Origin of the sequence: Tepidibacillus infernus, assembly GCF_048898065.1 — a bacterium.
Taxonomy (GTDB): domain Bacteria; phylum Bacillota; class Bacilli; order Tepidibacillales; family Tepidibacillaceae; genus Tepidibacillus_B; species Tepidibacillus_B infernus.
On sequence record NZ_JBLWFI010000001.1, the window covers coordinates 1,585,266 to 1,603,356 of the forward strand.

Below are 18,091 nucleotides of genomic sequence, written 5' to 3' on the forward strand. Positions count from 1 at the left end.
CTTCAATGGGCGCACCACCCGTTGTGAGTAAGCAAAAGCTTCTCAACATCGTGATTCCATTCTACTAAGGAAATATTGTAATTTTCACCCAGTCTAATTTCATTGATATATCAGCCTTTCATTTATATAAGACTGATTATATCATGCAAAAAAAGACAACTTTAGGCTACGCCTAACCGAAATTCATCTCCTACTTTCACTGGTGCTGGCACACCTTCACGTTTAGAAGTGGGAGACTTCTTTCGGAGGGAAGTTAAAATTTTCCACTTTTTTTAATGAAAAAAAGAGATTACATCAATACTTTTATTCCTTGAATCACATTCCAAATGACAATAAAAAAGTTTAAAATCATAAATAAAATCATTGAGCCAATCACAGAACCAGTGGAACCACTTATCATGCCAAAGACAACAATGATAAACGTTAAAAAAGGTAATATATGAGAAATCAATGCTCTCTTAGCATGATGTTTGACTTCATCATCTTGAACAATAAAATATACGGCTAGCGGAAAAATAAATCCAGCAAAAAAGATACTAAAATAACTTAAAGCTGCAAAAATTCGATAATCCTTCATGTAGTCCCCCTTAATACTTTTTCTTAATTATAAATACGTGTAAACATTTAAAAAGTTACACTTTTTTGGAGGGTTCCTCTTACTCATTTACTTCTTCATAAAACACTTTTAATAAATAATCCAAAACGGATCTTCGAGTAAGAATTCCACTAAATTTCTTCTGTTTGTTAACAATAGGCAAATATGGCCAATCAACCAATAATTCAATTCCATAACGTAAAAGGGTATCTTCACTTAAAGTAGGAACGTGACTTTGCATTGAATCATGAACTAATTTTCTTTGAAAATCATGGTAAAAAGGTACTCTTTCTAATCTAGCGTGTTCTAAGATTAACGTTTTACTTATAGTCCCTTCTACTTCGTTTTGATCATTTAATACAGGAACAGAAGACCAACCTGATTCAATTAATTTATTCAGCGCCTGTTCCAAATTCCATTTAGAACGAATCACAATTACATTTTTTTTCGGGATAATCAATGTCCCTATTTCTTTTGACATGATTTCATCTCTAAATTGATTTACTTGTTGTAGCATAATCATCTCCCCTATCTATATACATTTTATGTTTTTTACGAAAAATAATGAAGAGCAAAATAAAGGAGGATGAAAGATGGGGGAAGTGAGAAAGAAACCCGCAAAAGTAATCAGAATAAGCTATACCAGGGTTTTTGATCTGCGGGATCTTCTTCTAATACATACAACCCACCAATTTCCAAATAACAAAATAATTCCTGTTGATTCTGGAGGTTTTGTAGCTGTATTTCTAATAATTCTAGTGACAAAGCCGCATTTTGCAAGCGTTCAATTCTTTGTTGAAAGATATTAAATTGGGGTAGTGGTTTTTGTTCCGGTAACTTTAAAATTCTATAGGTTAGAAAATACCTCGCATATTTTTGCGGTTTGAACCGCTCATCTAAATGAATATCTCGGATCATGATCATTTTGGCTTTTGCAACAGCTTGTTTAAAAACAGCTAGATCTCTAGATGAATATTTGATAAAAAGGTCAACTGCTAATTTTTCTTTATTTTCCATCCTCTCTCACCTTTCAATGCTACATACCTGTTTTTCTTTTTTATTTTATCATGATTCCAAAACGTGTATCAAATTAAGTCTATATTGTTTATATAATCGAGGAAATCATACTTTTCTAGATAAAATATCTTAAAAGGATTTTTAACTTGAAATGTAGAATTTTTTACATTGACTGAAAATTCGTTAGATAGGAAGTTGGGGAAACGTGACAAAAGACAAACAACATAAACAATTAAAGCCTTGGTTTATACCAATCTTGGTAACTATTGCACTATTATTATTACTTTTTGCACAAAACTTACAAGAAGAAAAAGCTTTACCAAGTGATGGATGGAGCCGTTCTATTTCTTTACCTCTTACTACAGCAAATGCAAAACCTTTTTGGGTTAAAACAACAGATGGCTATCACATCTATGCCACTACTGGAGAACATATCAATCAAGTTGTAATCAATGATCAACTGAAAGTAAGCAACCAATCAACAATTCCTATTAAAATCCCAACCTTAGAACCCTTTTGGATAGACAGACAAAACGTCATTTATATCAAAGAGGGAAAATTAGTACACGTTAACGGAGAAAAGGAAAAAGAATTAGCACCTGATGTGGATGGAATGATAGCCAATCAGGATCTGATTTTATATTGGCAAGGAAAACAACTGTTTTCAGTGGATAGGAATGACTTCTCTATTGTTTCTGTTGGCCAAACTCAATACAAGATTGAATCGATTATTTTAAACGAAGATTCTTCTTTCATTACCGTAGAAAATATCAATGCCAATGATTTGCAATTAGAACTATTTAATCCTTCCAAGCAGAAAAAGGGTTACGAGATCATTTCTTTGTTTTCTTTATCTGAGTATGCTGGGGAATCGATTGCGGATGTTCAATATGTATATAATCAGCAAGAAAATAAACTTCATTTTATTTACTCGATCTCAAGTACAAAACAAGGTGTTACTACTTATAGGGCATTCTATACAACAATGTTACTAGATGCAATTGCAGAAAAGCCACAGTTTGAACAGGTCAAAATTAAAGAAGAATTAAGCCAAATTCCTATAGAGAATCCGCAGTATCTTAATTTATCCTTAAAAGAAAATCAACCTGTTCTTTTATTTTCAGCTGAAGGGTTGATCGCCCCAAAGAAAAGTGCCGTAAATATTTATGAAGCAAAGTATGAAAATAAACAATGGTTAACAAATAAAAGAAGTACGACTTCTGAACTATCTGTTCAACCCTTTTGGATTGATGATGGTTTAATTTTGTGGTTAGACTATCTTACAAAAAACAAGTATGAACTGATGGGAACGACAACAGACCCAACTATCTTACAAGAGAGTCAAAAATTAAATACAAATGACTGGATCAATGCGTTATCTGATTCATTATTAGCTTTCGCAGTCTCTTTACTCGTAATATTTAATGGTATGCTATGGGTTGTTCCACCTACTATCTTTCTCGTCGTCTTACTCTTCTACAATTTTAATCTTGTAGAAAAAGGTGTGAGCTGGGTTAAATTAACAAGTATTTTGTTGTATTTAGGAACACAACTATTGTTTATCCAAAAGATCTTTAACTCATCCTTTTATACGTATGCACCAAACTATTTAACCTTCACAGGAAGTTCTTTCATCATCCCACTTCTTTTAGCATTGTTTACATGGTTTGCTGTAAAAATAGGTAAAAACAAAGAGTGGTCTGGGTTACAAGAAATTTCCTACTATATTGGTATCAATCTATGGTTGATTATTATCCTCTTAGGGCCATATATTATTTAGCAAAAAATATAGCACCTCTTTATTGAGGTGCCTCTTTATTGTTGATTAACTTAACTTACTAAATATACCCTTGCTTCATAGGGTTGTAACGAAAACTGTTTGATCTCTTGAGCTTCATTTACTGAATAGTTGCTGATAAGTAATTCTTTGCTGTTAAATTGAACTTCTTCTGGCAAATGGAATGGAACCTGATCTTTACTGAAGTTCAGAATCACTAACAGCTTTTGCTTACCAAAGCTTCTCGTATAAGCATAGATTTTTTCATCATCCTCTAGCAGAAGCTTATAATCTCCATAAACGATAATAGGATGTTCTTTCCTTAATTGAATTAACTTTTTGTAGTACTGAAAAATAGAATCTGGATCCTCTAATGCTTTTTTAGCGTTAATCTCTTTGTAGTTAGGGTTGACAGCAATCCACGGCGTTCCCGTTGTAAAGCCTGCATGTTCACTCTCATCCCATTGCATTGGTGTTCTTGCATTGTCTCTACCTTTTACATAGATACTCTCCATGACTTTTTGTGGATCGATGTGACGTTCATTTACATACTCTTTATACATGTTTAAGGTTTCAATGTCTCGATAGTCATCAATCGTGTCAAAACGAACGTTGGTCATCCCGATTTCTTCCCCTTGATAAATATAGGGGGTTCCTTGTAAAGTATGTAAAAAGGTGGCTAACATTTTAGCAGATGGTATGCGATATGTCGTATCATTGCCAAAACGAGAGACCATTCTCGGTTGGTCATGGTTGTTCATGTATAGACTGTTCCAGCCTTTTCCGTTTAGTTCATTTTGCCATTTGGACATGATACGCTTGATCTCTGTCAATTTCCAAGACTTTAAGTCCCATTTCCCATTTGGGCCACTATCTACATCCATTAGCTCAAATTGAAAGACCATATTAAGTTCATGACGGTCTTCTCCTGTATAAAGGACAGCATCTTGCGGAGTAACACCTGGCGTCTCTCCAACCGTCATAATATCGTATTTGGATAATACTTCTCGATTCATTTCTTGTAAAAATTCATGGATTCTTGGACCATTTACGAAAAATTGTCCACCCGATTGGTAAGGTTTGTTTGGATTTTGAATCGGTGCACTAGGTAGATCTTCAACCTTTGAGATAAAGTTAATCACATCCATACGGAAGCCATCAATTCCTTTATCTAACCACCAGGTCATCATTTCATATACTTCTTGACGAACTTTTGGATTTTCCCAGTTGAGGTCTGGCTGTTTCTTAGAAAAAAGATGTAAGTAATATTCATCTGTTTTCTCATCATATTGCCAAGCAGATCCACTAAACGCGGATTCCCAGTTGTTTGGTTCTTTACCATTTTTACCTGAACGCCAAATATAATAATCACGATAGGGATTATCTTTAGAAGACCTAGATTCAATAAACCAAGGATGTTCATCAGATGTATGGTTGACAACAAGATCCATAATCAACTTCATTTCTCGGGAATGTAAGCCATCGAGAAGTTGTTCCCAATCCTCCATGGTACCAAACTCATCCATAATCTCTTGATAATTGCTAATATCGTAACCGTTATCGTCATTTGGTGATTGATAAACAGGAGAAAGCCAAATTACATCTACACCCAGCTCTTTTAGATAATCTAGTTTGGAGATGATTCCTTGTAAGTCCCCAATTCCATCTCCATTGCTATCCATGAAACTACGTGGATAGATCTGATAAATAACGCTTTCTTTCCACCACTTTCTTTCCATTTGTATCCTCCTCAAACTTGATTGGTTTTGTCTACTTTTTCTTACTTTTTCTATTCTATCATGTTTTTATGATAAATGTTAACGTTTGCATAATAAAAAAGGCACCCATTTTAGGATGCCTTTGCGAGGAATTAAAATTTTTAGGCTTGGTTTTGGCTCTGTTGAACAGATTGGGTAGCCTGCTGTAATTGCTGTGTCGCTTGTTGTAATTGCTGTTGAGCCTGTTGCAATTGTTGTTGATTTTGGCCCGCCATACTGCTTACAGCTGACTGAACCTGTTGAGTTGCCTGTTGTAATTGTTGCTGGGCTTGCTGCAACTGTACAGGATCATTTTTACTCGATGCTTGTTGAACCGCTTGTTGAGCCTGTTGAACTGCTTGCATGGCTTGTTGTAATTGTTGTTGCTGTTGTTGAGCCACTAATAAACCCCTCCTAAAAATTTTGTGATGTAAGCCAATCGCTTACTTTTTCATTTTGCTCTTTTTTCTTTTCGCCATACGAGTTAAATTCTGGTTTATAGCCTTACATATCTTTTTATTTTTTTGGGAATAATTAGGAAAAATAGGTTTTGGAGATGATGATGTGTCATATATAATTTCTGTTGGAACAGCCGTTCCTCCTTACGAAATTAGCCAAGAAACAGCTAAGAATTTTTCCAAAATATTATTTAAAGATCATTTTAAAGATATAGATCGATTATTACACATTTTTGACCATACTCAGATTACAAAGCGACACTTTTGTGTCCCCATCGAATGGTTTGAAGTAGAACACACATTTGAAGAAAAAAACATGATTTATGTAAAAAATGCGATTGAGTTATCTAAACAAGCTATTTTTCACTGTCTAAAGAACACCCCTTTTGGTACTGAAGATATCGATCACATTCTATTTATTTCTAGCACTGGACTATCTACGCCAAGTATCGATGCCTATTTGTTTAATGATCCAGACATTCATTTTAATCCTCATATCAAACGAACACCCATTTGGGGGTTGGGTTGTGCAGGGGGGGCTGCAGGTCTATCAAGAGCAATGGAATATTCCAGAGCTTTTCCTAATGATAAAGTTTTAGTCGTTTCCCTAGAGATTGGTGAACTCGCTTTTTTACGAAACGATCTTTCAAAGAGTAACTTAGTGGCCACTTCATTATTTGGGGATGGTGCTGCTGCGGTATTAATTGTAGGTGATGAGGTTTTACAAACAGACGCAGGATTGAAAATGATTGACTCACAAAGTACGATCTGGAAAAATAGTTTAGATGTAATGGGATGGGATGTAAGAAATAATGGACTTAAGGTGATTTTTTCAAAGGATATTCCAAGCATCGTACAAAACGAATTGAAGCCAAATGTGGATCAATTCTTATTAAACCACCATTTAACTCTATCCGATCTTCAGTTTTTTATTTTGCATCCTGGTGGAACCAAAGTAATTGAGGCCTATGAAAATGCCTTTCAGATTACTGAGCAAGAAACGATGATCACTAGACAGATATTAAACCAATATGGCAATATGTCTAGTCCAACCGTGCTTTTTGTTTTACAAGCGTTGCTTAAAAATCATCCACCTAAGAATGGGCATGGTATCTTAATTGCCTTGGGTCCCGGATTTAGTTCCGAAATCATTCTATTAGAATGGATGAAATAAAGGAGTGATTTCTAATGACCTTTTTATCTCTTTTTCTTACTTTTGTCATCCTACAACGCATTTTTGAATTGTATATTGCAAAGAAAAACGCTGTCTATATTGAATCGCTTGGTGGGTTCGAAGTAGGGCAAAAACACTACCCATTTATCGTCATGCTACACATTACTTTTTTATTAAGTGTCTATATTGAGAGCTCGGATCTTACTTTCCTTCCTACGTGGTGGCCAATTCCTTTCACGATTTTTGTATTGGCTCAAGGGATGAGGTTTTGGACGATGGCTTCCTTAGGGCGTTTTTGGAACACAAGAATCTATATTCTTCCCAACAGCAAACCTATCCATAAAGGTCCATATCAATTTATCAGACATCCTAATTATTTGATCGTAATGGTAGAGATAATTACGATTCCACTTATCTTTGGAGCTTATTACTCCGCTATCCTGTTTCCTATTTTAAATACCTTGCTATTAACTATACGAATTAAAGTGGAAGAAAAGGCACTTTCCGCTTGTACTTCATATAAAGAAGAGATGGAAACCATCCCTCGATTTTTTCCACAAAAAAATAATCAGTAAAATAGGTTTGTATATGGCAAGTGAAAGAAAGTTATATTTTCTTATTTTTAAAAAAGCAGGAGTTTAATCCCCTGCTTTACTCATCACTATATCGACTTTATAAAATCATTGCAGCAATCCAACCAAAGATGATGATCGGAATGTTAAAGTGGATAAACGTTGGAACCGTTGTATCCCAAATATGATTATGCTGGCCATCAGCATTTAAACCGGAAGAAGGACCTAATGTGGAGTCAGACGCAGGTGAACCCGCATCACCTAATGCTCCTGCTGTTCCAATGATAGCAACGGTAGCCAATGGACTAAAACCTAATGCCGCTGCTAAAGGTACATAAATAGGAGCTAAGATAGGAACTGTTCCAAAGGAGGTGCCAATTCCCATCGTCACAAGTAAACCAACTAGAAGCATCATAAAGGAACCTAGTAATTTATTTTGGCCAATTAAATCAACACTTGCTTTTACAAGGCTGTCAACTTGACCAGTAGCATTGATCACTTCAGCATATCCGCCAGCGACCAACATGATAAATCCAATAAAGGCCATCATCTTTACACCATTTGTGAATAACTCGTCAGATTCTTTTATTTTTATCGCGCCAAGAACATACATCACTACTAATCCAGATAATCCACCAAGAACCATTGATTCTGTTTGCAACTGCACAACAAGAGCAATAAGAATAGCAATAATAGCAGCTAAATGTTTAAAGTTAAAACGAATCGTTTCTTGATGTTTGGTTTGATCAATCTCGATCTCCTGATATTCTCTAGGTTTACGATAGGTAATAAAAATTGCAACAAATAGTCCAACAACCATTCCTAACGTTGGAAGTAGCATGGCAAATGGTAACTGGTTAAGTTCAATACTTAGTCCGTACTTCTCCACATTTTCTTGGACAATCTTATGAAAGACTAAGCCAAATCCCGCTGGAATAAGCATGTAAGGTGCTTGCAAACCAAATGTCAAAGCAACTGCAACAGCACGACGGTCAATTTTTAATCGATTGAACAATGCTAATAAAGGGGGGATCAAAATCGGAATAAAGGCGATATGCACAGGTATTAAGTTTTGTGAAAAAGAAGAGATCACCGCTATGACGACCAAAAGAAATCCCCTTGCCCCTTTTAACACTCTAGATAAAGATTGAACAAATAATTGCATTAATCCTGTATGGGCGATTGCCACTGCCAAAGCACCAAGTAATGCATAGCTTAAAGCAATTTCAGCATTTGAACCAATCGCACCAATAAATGTATCTAATGTCCCTTGCCAACCAAGGCCACCTAGCAATCCTCCAGTAAATGCTGCAATTATAAGGGCCAAAATCACGTTTACTCTTAGTAAACTAAGCCCTAACATGACTAATACGGAAACAACAACTGCGTTCATTCATATCCTCCTCATATTATTTTATCTTTAATTTATTACCAATTTACCAAACTAAAGCAAGCAAAAACGGGCTTTTATATTTTAAAATGTTTTTCGACATTCGTCAACAAATTTTTTGAATAGAAAAAGAGAGGTTTGTCAGTCAAGCCTCCCTTTTCTCTAAATTTCATTTAATGATTAGCTATTTTTCATTTTTTTTAATAAAGAGATCGTATCAACAAGATGATTGTTAAATACTTTTTTGGCTACCTCTAACAATTCATAGATGGCAGGGTCTTTAACCGAATACGTGACTTTATTTCCTTCTTTGATACCAATTACAATATTCTTCCTTCTCAATATAGCCAATTGCTGGGATACTACAGCACTATCCACTTGCATATGTTCTTGTAACTCATGGACATATTTATCACCATCTCGAAGCAATTCTAGTATTTGGATTCTTAATGGATGTGCTAAAGCTTTAAAAAATTCCGCTTTAAACTCTTGTAATTCTAAATCCAAAAACTTCCCTCCTAACATAACGAACAAGCTATTTCTTTCCTTACTTTATCATACTTTAGATTTTTTTGACATTTTTCTTACAATCGTATCAATAATCTTTTTAGGTGACGGAGGACAACCTGGTATTTCGATATCTACTGGTAGAACTTCATTTACAGATGAATATTGAGCATAATTACTGCCGATTATTCCTTTTCCACAAGCACAATCCCCTACAGCGATTACTTTTTTAGGCTCAGGAACTGCTTCATAGGTTTTTTTGATCGCTTCATAAAGGTTATGTGTTACACTTCCTGTGACCAATACTCCATCCGCATGTCTAGGTGAAGCGACAATATCTAACCCATATTGTTGAATATCATAGATCGGATTGCTTAAGTGTGCAATTTCGAAATCACAACCGTTACAAGAACCAGCATCTAAATGGCGTAAATGAAGGGATAGCTTTTCTCCTTGACTTATCTTCTGAAGATGTTCATCTGTTTCTGTTACTTTTCCCGTTTTCCAAATCTTATTGAACATTCCCATTTTATCACTCCCTTCTTTAACGGTCACAACATGCATAACAAAGCTCAAAACTTTTATTAATGAGTGGGAAATCTGGAATAATATTGCCTGGTACTGTTAAAGGTACGGCTGGCCAATTCATATAAGGAGCTGAACGAATCCGATAACGTTCAATGGTTTGGTTAGGTCCAACCATAACCCAGTGAACATTTTCACCTCTTGCTGATTCAGTTACTCCTAAAGCCCATTGGTAAGAAGGCAATTCCCCATACGCTATTTGGATCTCTCCTTCGGGGATAGATTTCACCCATTGCTTAATTAAAGAAAAGCTTTCTTTGATTTCATCCACTCTAATCATTGCTCTAGCAAAGACATCCCCCTCATTATAAATAGAAACGTTAAAATCGATGTCCTTATACATGTCATGCGGGTAATCTCTGCGTACATCAAGGTTTCTTCCTGAGGCTCTTGCAGCAATTCCTACTGTTTCTAAATCATTCGCCTCTTTCAATCGTAAAATTCCCGTATTCTTCATTCGATTAAGGACGATTTCATGTTTCATCATCACATCGGCCATTTCTCTAAAGTCTTGTAAAAGAAAACCTATCTCATGAACCATCTGTTCCAATGCTTGATTTGAAATATCCTTTTTCACTCCACCAATAGCAATCAAATCTCTTAGATAACGATGGCCTAAATACCTTTCATTTAAACGTAATAGCTCTTCCTTTATTCTTAATCCCTGGCTAACTGCAAAAGCAAAACCAACACCAGCCCCTAAATTCCCTACATCACCTACATGATTATATAAACGTTCTAATTCAAGATAAATACTTCGTAAGTATTGAGCACGTTTTGGAATTTCAATCTTCCCTATTTTTTCGATTGCTTGTGAGAATGAGATTGCATGAGAAATTACATCTACTCCACAAATTCTTTCTGCTAATTGTAATGCTTCTTCAACAGATAATCCTTCACTCGTCTTTTCTATCCCGCGATGGGTGTAAAATAATTGTGCATCCAAGTGAAGCACTGAATCTCCAATCGCCCCAAAACGAAAATGTCCTGGTTCAATAACGCCTGCATGAATAGGGCCTACAGGAACTTGAACAACATCATCACTCTCATATTTAGTAAACTGTAGCGGAAGATTTGCATAGGTGATGGCTGCATCTTTTGCTGTATCCTTTCGTAAAGGATAGCCTTTTTTTAAATCGAAACCATGCAGTACAAGTGGGCTTGGATTCGGATGACCTATTGCCTTTAGTCCAAATAAATCTTGAATCTCCCTTTCAAACCAATTTGCTGCAGGAAGATAAGGTGTAATCGATGGAAAATGTTCTTCTTTTTCATCAATCCGATAAGCTAGAACAAGATGTTCCTGTGCTGCGTCTATACCAAAAACATAATAAATCATAAAACCTTTATCTCGTAAACGTTGATCTGTTCCTACAATGGTGATTAAACGGCCAAATAGATTTTCTTTAATCACCTTGACAATTTCGATTAAATCCGATTCGGTGATTTCAATATAATAACAATGTTCCCTTATTTCATTTCCTTGCTTTGCTTTTGACCAATAGGAAGATAATTCTGCTAACCAATCAATCATGATAATCCTCCCCCTTGTAGAATTCTAATCGTACGTTGAATAAATTGATCAATAGGTGCTGGAATATAAGTTCCAAATAAAATAACTAAAAATCCAAGAATGAGCATAGGAGAAACCATCCATCTATTTTCTTTCCTTATCTGTTTATTCAGGTTTTCTTCTTGATTTTTACCTAAGATCATTTTACTGCCATAATAAAACATACCTGCAAAGATTAGAATAATGCTAAAAAAGACGATAATGGTCCAAAGAGCTAAACCAGAGTCAATTCCTCCTAGTAAAATATGATATTCACTAATAAATGCATTAAATGGTGGAGAACCAGTAATTGCAAAGATACCAATTAAAAATAGAACTCCTGAAATAGGCAAGTTGTGATAAACCCCTCTGATTCTATTCATCCATTTGCTACGATATCTTACTACCATATGTCCTGCTGAGAAAAATAACATCGACTTGATCAACGTATGATTTAACATATGTAGAATTGCACCATACCAAGCAAATGGTGTTGCTATCCCTAACCCAAAGAAAATAATTCCAATATGTTCAACACTAGAATAAGCAAGTAATCGTTTTATATCTTTTTGGATTAAAAGAAAAGGAACTGAAATAACAACAGTAAACACCCCAAAAAGGATTAACCACCATTGAACAGGATGATAAACTTGATAAAGAATAGAATAGACTCGCAATACGCCAAAAATCGCTGTATTGAGTAATACCCCTGATAATAAAGCACTAATCGGCGTTGGAGCCTGACTATGTGCATCAGGTAACCAAAAATGCATAGGTGCCAGTCCAGCTTTGGTACCAAAACCAATCAATATAAATAAAAAAGCATATTTTAAATAATTTGGATTTAAGATATTGGCCATTTCATATAAATTAGTCCAGTGAAGCGCACTAGCGGTTCCACCTAATTGATTGACTGCAGCACCATATAGGAAAATAACCCCAATCAGAGCAAAGGAAATCCCTACACTGCCAATGATTAAGTATTTCCAAGCTGCTTCTAACGATGTTCCTGAACGATCATGTGCGACAAGTAACGCAGAAACAAGGGTTGTTAATTCAATTGCCACCCACATAATCCCTATATTATTACTTACCACAGCCAAAACCATTGTCATCAAAAATAAATGAAAAAATAAATAGTACCTTTGATATTGTTTTTCATTTAAGGAGTGTCTTTCTTGCTCCTCACGTATATAGCCTATTGAATAGATGGAAGATAAAAAACCAATAACGACAATCATCATCATAATCCAAGAGCTTAATTCATCCACATAAAAATATTGGTTTTGACTAATCATAGGTCCCTTTTGATAGACTTGATAGATGATTCGTATCCCAACAAAAAAGAATAGGATCGACCCCCAAAAATGGATTCTTTCTGTTTCCTTTAAATTTGGAGATATCCATGAAAAAATCCCTATTATTAACGGTAGTAATAAAACGAGATAAACCCAAAACATGTTGATCATCCCTTCAATTTCTGCAGTTCCTCAACATTCATACTAGAAAAGGTGAGGTGAATCCGATAGGAAAATATGCCAATAATGACTACTGAAACGAGAACATCAAAAAAAATGCCTAATTCGATCATAAAAGGAATTCCATTCGTTATAGCGATAGAACTAAGAAAAATGGCATTTTCAATCGTCATCAGCCCAATTCCTTGCATCATCGCATTTTGGTGGATCACCATCATATATGCACCGAAGAACAACATATCGATCGCTAATTGAATCGTTTCAAAACTTGAATGATCTTGTTGAATATTCATTCGGTGAACCACAATAGATCCAACCATTAATAAGGCAATACCGATAACAAAAGAATAAAAACTCCTTAACCGACTACAGGCATTGCTATTATTGTTTGCTTTGGAAACCGTAATAGATAAGATAAATGGAATAACAACCACTTTGATCACTATCGTTAATAAAGCAACCCAAAATAAATGAAAATCTTTATCTTCTATTCCAATTTGAAAGACTATCCCTGCGATAAATAAAGATTGCATCGCGAGAAACCATACAGCTGAATGTAATTGGCGTATTACCAATAACAGTAGCGTACTCGTTAATAACCCCAATGATAACCATGTAATCATGTGTTTCTCACCTCGTTAAATAACATACTGTGATAAGAAGGTAAAAATAGAAAGAATCATAGACATCCCCAATAAACGCGGAATTCGATAAAAGCGCATTTTTGCTAAAGCTGTTTCTACCACACCAAGAAGAATAGCAAGTCCTATTATTTTGGCAAAATAAATGATGAAACTAGTAAAGATTCCTAGAAAAGTGTAGTTGAATGAAATATATGGAAAGAAGAAACTAGCAATGATACTTAATAAAATCATTTGTTTGATCCATTGTGCCCAAGTCATCAGTGCCAAGTGTCTACCTGTAAACTCTAATAACATCCCTTCGTGAATCATCGTTAACTCTAAATGAGTATCCGGATTATCTACAGGGATCCTACCTGTTTCCGTAAGCAGAATGATGAATAACGCTAAAAATGAAAAGAGAATCGTAGGATTTAACCATTCGATGTTTGAACTGTTTAATTGTCGTACCACTTCGTCAAAAGAAGTAACTTTAAGCGGATAGACATAAGTAAAAACAGCTAAAATGAAGGCTGGTTCAGCTAATGCTGAAACTGCTAATTCTCTGCTAGAACCCATTCCACCAAAAGAGCTCCCTGCATCCAATCCTACCAATGTTAAGAAAAAGCGTGCCAATGTAAATAGATAGATAATCACCAAAATATCACCAATTTCCCCACGGGTAGGAGAATAGAAAAAAGTAACGACCAAAATCGAACTCAACCCAATAGCAGTAAAAACGACATAGGGTGTAATCTTCGTGATCCAAGATGCATCCTCAGATAATACGATAGATTTATGAAAATACTTCTTTAAATCATAGTATCCTTGCCAAATCGATGGCCCTTTTCTAGATTGTAGCCTTGCTTTCGTTTTTTTAATGATCCCTTGGATAAAAGGCGAAACGATTAAAAATAGAGCAAATTGGATAAATATCCATACAAATTCAGAGAATAAGTTCATTTTAGTTCGCCTCCTATTTCACGAATAATAAAAACAAGATCAGTGTGACAAACATAAATGTTAAATAGGTTTGAATGTTCCCATTCTGTATCTTTTTGATCTTAGAAGCTAGCCATAATAATCCTTGTAAAATAGGTCGATAAATCATCACATCAAGCATTTGTTTTACAAGGAGCTTATACTGAACGTGATGAGGAAAATATCCCTCTCTACTATGCTGAACCATTTGACTAGAGGGAATCACCTTTTTAAAAATATATAAAAATGGATGCGTAAAGGAAGATGCAGTATATTCCATTTTCTCATCAAGTTGAATGCCACATCCCCAAGTAGGACTGATTCTTACCGTTGGACGATGAAAGAAGAAATGAATCAATCCATATCCCAATAACAACCCAATCAATAGCAAAACACCAAGAGACAAAGGTTGAATCGTAAATGAATGTGCTGTATCCTTAAGCGTTAAAACAGGCAGTTTTGAACCAATAATAGAACCATTAAAAATTAAACTTTGAGCATGAAGAAATAACCACTGACCTATCCATTTTGAGCCAAGCCCCAATATAAGAATCAAACTAGCCAAGATGCCCATTGCCCATCTCATTGATAAAGGTACCTCTTGTGCTTCTTTTGCATGTGAAGAACGGGGGCGTCCCAAAAATGAAAGACCAAATAGATTAACGACTCCTGCAACGGTTAAAGCCCCTACCATCCCTAAAACCGCTAAAAGTACTAGTCCCACCAAGGCATAAAGAGTTTGAGAATTCGACATCAAATATATGAAGCTTTTCAACATCATCCATTCACTGATAAATCCGTTAAATGGTGGTATTGCAGCCATTCCCATAACTCCAATTAAAACCATAACACTTGTCCAAGGCATTCGATGAATGAGTCCACCCATATGGTTCATATTTTTTGTATGTATGGAATAATCAATTGATCCAGCACCTAAAAATAATAAACTCTTAAAAACAGCATGGTTCAGTAAATGAAATAGTAACGCTGTAAAGGCAAAAATTCCCCACACCCATTCTTGCTGCTGAATCAAAAGCATAGAAACACCAAGTATCATCCACATTAATCCCATATTTTCAGAAGAGCTATAAGCCAAATAGCGTTTGATATCTTTTTCTACAACACCGAATAAAACTCCATAAATGGCCGATAAGATGCCTAAAATAATTATTACCCATGCCCACCAGGTCTCTCCAAATGAAAAATCTTGAATAAGAAAGCGCAAAATTCCATATAATGCTGTTTTTATCATAATTCCTGACATCAAGGCTGAGATATGGGAGGGAGCGATTGGATGCGCTCTTGGTAGCCAAACATGTAAAGGAAAAATACCAGCTTTTGTTCCAAAACCAATAATAAAAAGGAAAAATAACAGATTTTTATAAAAGTCCGAAATCTGTTTTGCTTGTTCATAAAGCAAAGAAATCTGTTGAGTTCCAGTCCAACGATATAAATAGAAGAACCCTAGAATAATAAAGAATGTCCCAATATGGGTCATGACCAAATAAACGTAACCTGCCCTTTGAACAGGGGTATATTCATATTCAGTCACAACGAGTAGATAGGATAAAATCGACATGCTTTCCCATGCAATTAAAAAAGTAATAAAATGATCAGCAGTAACAACGGCAATCATCATCAAAACAAAACTATTTGCCAATGCCCCCATAAAATCCAATCTTTTTTTACCTATAAATTTTTGTGTATATCCAAATCCATAGATAAAGGAAACAAAACTAATAAGTGAAATGACCAAAACGAAAATAGCCGATAACTGATCCATGCGAATGAGCATGTTAAGGTTCGGAGTAATGTTCCAACCTTCTATGTAAATTGAACGTTGTGTCGTTAAAACCCACAACGAACTTAATAATGCAAATAAACTGCCTAAACCACCAGTAAAAAGAGTGATCCATCTTGCAAATTGTTGTTTTTTGCTCCAAAAAATAACCCCTACACTACCAAGGAAAAGGAAGGTAAAGGCTAATAATAATAAATCCTCACCAAACATTGACAAACTCATTTTTTCTCCCCCAATGAAGTATATTAAAATATATGAATTTTAATATATAGCAATATAGATATATTTTAAGTTTGACATTATCTCTTTGCAATCATTTTTTTAAAAAAATTTGTATAAAAAAAAGCCGGGGCATCTATCCCCAGCTTTGAACAGTTAATTCATCTAATATATACCCAGTGCTTTAAAAACCCCAGTGACTTGAAGCAAAACAAAGAACACGATAATTGGAGCAATATATTGAAGAGAAATTCCCCAAGCTTTTGCAAGTTTGTCTTGTGGTGTAAAACCAACACTTGCCATTGCCTTCTTCATCCCCCAGACAAAGCCCACATAAAGCGCTAGAAGAATTCCACCAAGAGGCAACGAAATATTTGAGGCGAAGAAATCCATCAATTCAAAGATGGATAGACCAAATAGCTTTACTTGACCTAATGCTCCAAAAGATAAGGAGCTTGGAATACCAAAGATTAAAATAAGAATACTTAAGATGGCTCCACTCTTGATTCGACTATATCCTTTCCGATCGACAAATGTAGCTAAAGCAATCTCAAGGATATTAATTGCTGAAGTTAATGCTGCCACAGTGACCAATGCAAAGAATAAAGTAGCAAAAAACGATCCAAATGGAATCTTCGTAAAAATGGCTGGTAAGGTAATGAATACAAGGGGTGGCCCAGCTGCCGGTTCAAAATTAAAGGAAAAGATCGCTGGAAAAATAACTAGGCTGGTCAATAATGAAAAAATCGTATCGTAAAGTGCAATTTGTACGACTGTTTTCTTAATTGGCATTTCTTTAGGCAAATAACTTCCATAGGTAAGCATTCCCCCCATTCCTAAACTCAAAGAGAAAAATGCCTGACCCAATGCTGCTAAGATCATTAAAGGTGTCAACTTAGATAAATCAAAGTTAAATAAGAAATCTAAACCTTTCGTTGCTCCAGGTAAAGTTAAACTGCGGAACATGAGAATCACTAATAATAGTGTTAATAACGGCATTAATATCTTATTAGATTTTTCTATTCCCTTTTCTACTCCTCTTACCGCAATGAATACAGTTAGGAGTAAAAAGATGATTTGAAAGATAATGGGCTGAAAGGATTGTGAAATAAAGGAACCAAAATATTGGCCAAATTGATCTGGAGTCAACCCTGTAAAATCACCCTTAATCGCAGCGAACATGTAAAAAATCGACCATCCACCAACCATGGTGTAAAAACCTAATACAACAATGGAAGTAAAGACACCTAAATAGCCGACACCCTTCCAACGCTTCTTTTTAGAAAACGCCTCAAATGCCCCAACAATGCCGGTTCTCGTTTCTTTGCCTAATGAAATTTCTGCTAATAATAATGGAATTCCCAAAATAACAACACTGATTAAATAAACAAGCAAAAAAGCTGACCCTCCGTATTGCCCTGCCATATAGGGGAATTTCCATATATTCCCCAATCCAGCAGCAGCACCTACAGCAGCCAGCAGAAATCCTATTTTTGACGTAAAACTACCCCGTTCATGATTCATTTTCTCTCCTCCGCTCTTCTCATTCTCATCAAGCTGTTCTCTACTAAAATTCTAAAACTTAATCCATTCGTCTACTATTTTATA

Annotated in this window: 17 protein-coding genes; 3 read left to right on the forward strand and 14 right to left on the reverse strand. The window is 35.3% G+C overall.

Annotated features, from left to right (window positions below; genetic code table 11):
- Positions 1 to 289: 289 nt before the first annotated feature.
- The 3 genes from TEPIDINF_RS07975 to TEPIDINF_RS07985 form a co-directional block, all read right to left on the reverse strand.
- A complete protein-coding gene (locus TEPIDINF_RS07975; protein WP_421691714.1) occupies positions 290 to 577 on the reverse strand; it encodes a magnetosome magnetite crystal formation protein family in 288 nt (95 codons plus the stop codon).
- Positions 578 to 656: 79 nt separating this feature from the next.
- On the reverse strand, positions 657 to 1,112 hold the full coding sequence (locus TEPIDINF_RS07980) for a CBS domain-containing protein (protein WP_161937318.1): 456 nt from the start codon (positions 1,110 to 1,112) through the stop codon (positions 657 to 659).
- A gap of 110 nt (positions 1,113 to 1,222) precedes the next feature.
- Positions 1,223 to 1,612: a hypothetical protein gene (locus TEPIDINF_RS07985; protein WP_421691715.1), complete on the reverse strand. Its 390-nt coding sequence runs from the start codon at positions 1,610 to 1,612 to the stop codon at positions 1,223 to 1,225.
- Positions 1,613 to 1,817: 205 nt separating this feature from the next.
- Here TEPIDINF_RS07985 and TEPIDINF_RS07990 point away from each other — a divergent pair, with 205 nt between their 5' ends.
- Positions 1,818 to 3,392 carry a hypothetical protein gene (locus tag TEPIDINF_RS07990; protein WP_421691716.1) on the forward strand — a complete coding sequence of 525 codons (1,575 nt, stop codon included), beginning with the start codon at positions 1,818 to 1,820 and terminating at the stop codon, positions 3,390 to 3,392.
- Between the two features lie 50 nt (positions 3,393 to 3,442).
- Here TEPIDINF_RS07990 and TEPIDINF_RS07995 read toward each other — a convergent pair whose 3' ends face one another.
- A complete protein-coding gene (locus TEPIDINF_RS07995; protein ID WP_421691717.1) occupies positions 3,443 to 5,128 on the reverse strand; it encodes a glycoside hydrolase family 13 protein in 1,686 nt (561 codons plus the stop codon).
- A gap of 140 nt (positions 5,129 to 5,268) precedes the next feature.
- Entirely contained in the window at positions 5,269 to 5,547 is a 279-nt protein-coding gene (locus TEPIDINF_RS08000; RefSeq protein WP_201024173.1) for a hypothetical protein, read from the reverse strand.
- Positions 5,548 to 5,710: 163 nt separating this feature from the next.
- On the opposite strand from TEPIDINF_RS08000, the gene TEPIDINF_RS08005 reads away from it, so the two are divergent.
- Positions 5,711 to 6,778 carry a type III polyketide synthase gene (locus TEPIDINF_RS08005; RefSeq protein ID WP_068725507.1) on the forward strand — a complete coding sequence of 356 codons (1,068 nt, stop codon included), beginning with the start codon at positions 5,711 to 5,713 and terminating at the stop codon, positions 6,776 to 6,778.
- Between the two features lie 14 nt (positions 6,779 to 6,792).
- Entirely contained in the window at positions 6,793 to 7,353 is a 561-nt protein-coding gene (locus TEPIDINF_RS08010; protein WP_068725510.1) for an isoprenylcysteine carboxyl methyltransferase family protein, read from the forward strand.
- 97 nt (positions 7,354 to 7,450) lie between these two features.
- Here TEPIDINF_RS08010 and TEPIDINF_RS08015 read toward each other — a convergent pair whose 3' ends face one another.
- The 9 genes from TEPIDINF_RS08015 to TEPIDINF_RS08055 form a co-directional block, all read right to left on the reverse strand.
- Complete coding sequence (locus TEPIDINF_RS08015) at positions 7,451 to 8,743, reverse strand: Na+/H+ antiporter family protein (protein ID WP_068725512.1); 1,293 nt, start codon at positions 8,741 to 8,743, stop codon at positions 7,451 to 7,453.
- A 177-nt stretch (positions 8,744 to 8,920) separates the two neighbouring features.
- Positions 8,921 to 9,247 carry an ArsR/SmtB family transcription factor gene (locus TEPIDINF_RS08020; protein WP_068725514.1) on the reverse strand — a complete coding sequence of 109 codons (327 nt, stop codon included), beginning with the start codon at positions 9,245 to 9,247 and terminating at the stop codon, positions 8,921 to 8,923.
- Between the two features lie 48 nt (positions 9,248 to 9,295).
- On the reverse strand, positions 9,296 to 9,775 hold the full coding sequence (locus TEPIDINF_RS08025; protein ID WP_421691718.1) for an NADH-quinone oxidoreductase subunit B family protein: 480 nt from the start codon (positions 9,773 to 9,775) through the stop codon (positions 9,296 to 9,298).
- A 16-nt stretch (positions 9,776 to 9,791) separates the two neighbouring features.
- Positions 9,792 to 11,366: a hydrogenase large subunit gene (locus TEPIDINF_RS08030; RefSeq protein WP_082732464.1), complete on the reverse strand. Its 1,575-nt coding sequence runs from the start codon at positions 11,364 to 11,366 to the stop codon at positions 9,792 to 9,794.
- On the reverse strand, positions 11,363 to 12,844 hold the full coding sequence (locus tag TEPIDINF_RS08035; protein ID WP_421691719.1) for a hydrogenase 4 subunit F: 1,482 nt from the start codon (positions 12,842 to 12,844) through the stop codon (positions 11,363 to 11,365). Before TEPIDINF_RS08035 ends, TEPIDINF_RS08030 begins: the two co-directional genes overlap by 4 nt.
- 5 nt (positions 12,845 to 12,849) lie before the next feature.
- Complete coding sequence (locus TEPIDINF_RS08040) at positions 12,850 to 13,485, reverse strand: hypothetical protein (protein WP_068725519.1); 636 nt, start codon at positions 13,483 to 13,485, stop codon at positions 12,850 to 12,852.
- 15 nt (positions 13,486 to 13,500) lie between these two features.
- The gene (locus TEPIDINF_RS08045; protein WP_068725521.1) at positions 13,501 to 14,445 is read right to left on the reverse strand and encodes a respiratory chain complex I subunit 1 family protein; all 945 of its coding nucleotides are present in this window, start codon (positions 14,443 to 14,445) and stop codon (positions 13,501 to 13,503) included.
- Between the two features lie 13 nt (positions 14,446 to 14,458).
- Positions 14,459 to 16,486, reverse strand: a complete 2,028-nt coding sequence (locus tag TEPIDINF_RS08050) for a proton-conducting transporter transmembrane domain-containing protein (protein WP_421691720.1) — start codon at positions 16,484 to 16,486, stop codon at positions 14,459 to 14,461.
- Between the two features lie 162 nt (positions 16,487 to 16,648).
- Positions 16,649 to 18,007 (reverse strand): sodium-dependent transporter, encoded by a 1,359-nt coding sequence (locus tag TEPIDINF_RS08055; RefSeq protein ID WP_421691721.1) that lies wholly within the window; start codon positions 18,005 to 18,007, stop codon positions 16,649 to 16,651.
- Positions 18,008 to 18,091 lie beyond the last annotated feature (84 nt).

What these genes read in the sequence shown, in the direction of transcription:
- TEPIDINF_RS07975 (WP_421691714.1), bottom strand. Translation starts at nt 577, where the DNA reads ATGAAGGATTATCGAATTTTTGCAGCTTTAAGTTATTTTAGTATCTTT.
- TEPIDINF_RS07980 (WP_161937318.1), bottom strand. Translation starts at nt 1,112, where the DNA reads ATGCTACAACAAGTAAATCAATTTAGAGATGAAATCATGTCAAAAGAA.
- TEPIDINF_RS07985 (WP_421691715.1), bottom strand. Translation starts at nt 1,612, where the DNA reads ATGGAAAATAAAGAAAAATTAGCAGTTGACCTTTTTATCAAATATTCA.
- TEPIDINF_RS07995 (WP_421691717.1), bottom strand. Translation starts at nt 5,128, where the DNA reads ATGGAAAGAAAGTGGTGGAAAGAAAGCGTTATTTATCAGATCTATCCA.
- TEPIDINF_RS08010 (WP_068725510.1), top strand. Translation starts at nt 6,793, where the DNA reads ATGACCTTTTTATCTCTTTTTCTTACTTTTGTCATCCTACAACGCATT.
- TEPIDINF_RS08015 (WP_068725512.1), bottom strand. Translation starts at nt 8,743, where the DNA reads ATGAACGCAGTTGTTGTTTCCGTATTAGTCATGTTAGGGCTTAGTTTA.
- TEPIDINF_RS08025 (WP_421691718.1), bottom strand. Translation starts at nt 9,775, where the DNA reads ATGGGAATGTTCAATAAGATTTGGAAAACGGGAAAAGTAACAGAAACA.
- TEPIDINF_RS08030 (WP_082732464.1), bottom strand. Translation starts at nt 11,366, where the DNA reads ATGATTGATTGGTTAGCAGAATTATCTTCCTATTGGTCAAAAGCAAAG.
- TEPIDINF_RS08035 (WP_421691719.1), bottom strand. Translation starts at nt 12,844, where the DNA reads ATGTTTTGGGTTTATCTCGTTTTATTACTACCGTTAATAATAGGGATT.
- TEPIDINF_RS08040 (WP_068725519.1), bottom strand. Translation starts at nt 13,485, where the DNA reads ATGATTACATGGTTATCATTGGGGTTATTAACGAGTACGCTACTGTTA.
- TEPIDINF_RS08045 (WP_068725521.1), bottom strand. Translation starts at nt 14,445, where the DNA reads ATGAACTTATTCTCTGAATTTGTATGGATATTTATCCAATTTGCTCTA.
- TEPIDINF_RS08050 (WP_421691720.1), bottom strand. Translation starts at nt 16,486, where the DNA reads ATGAGTTTGTCAATGTTTGGTGAGGATTTATTATTATTAGCCTTTACC.
- TEPIDINF_RS08055 (WP_421691721.1), bottom strand. Translation starts at nt 18,007, where the DNA reads ATGAATCATGAACGGGGTAGTTTTACGTCAAAAATAGGATTTCTGCTG.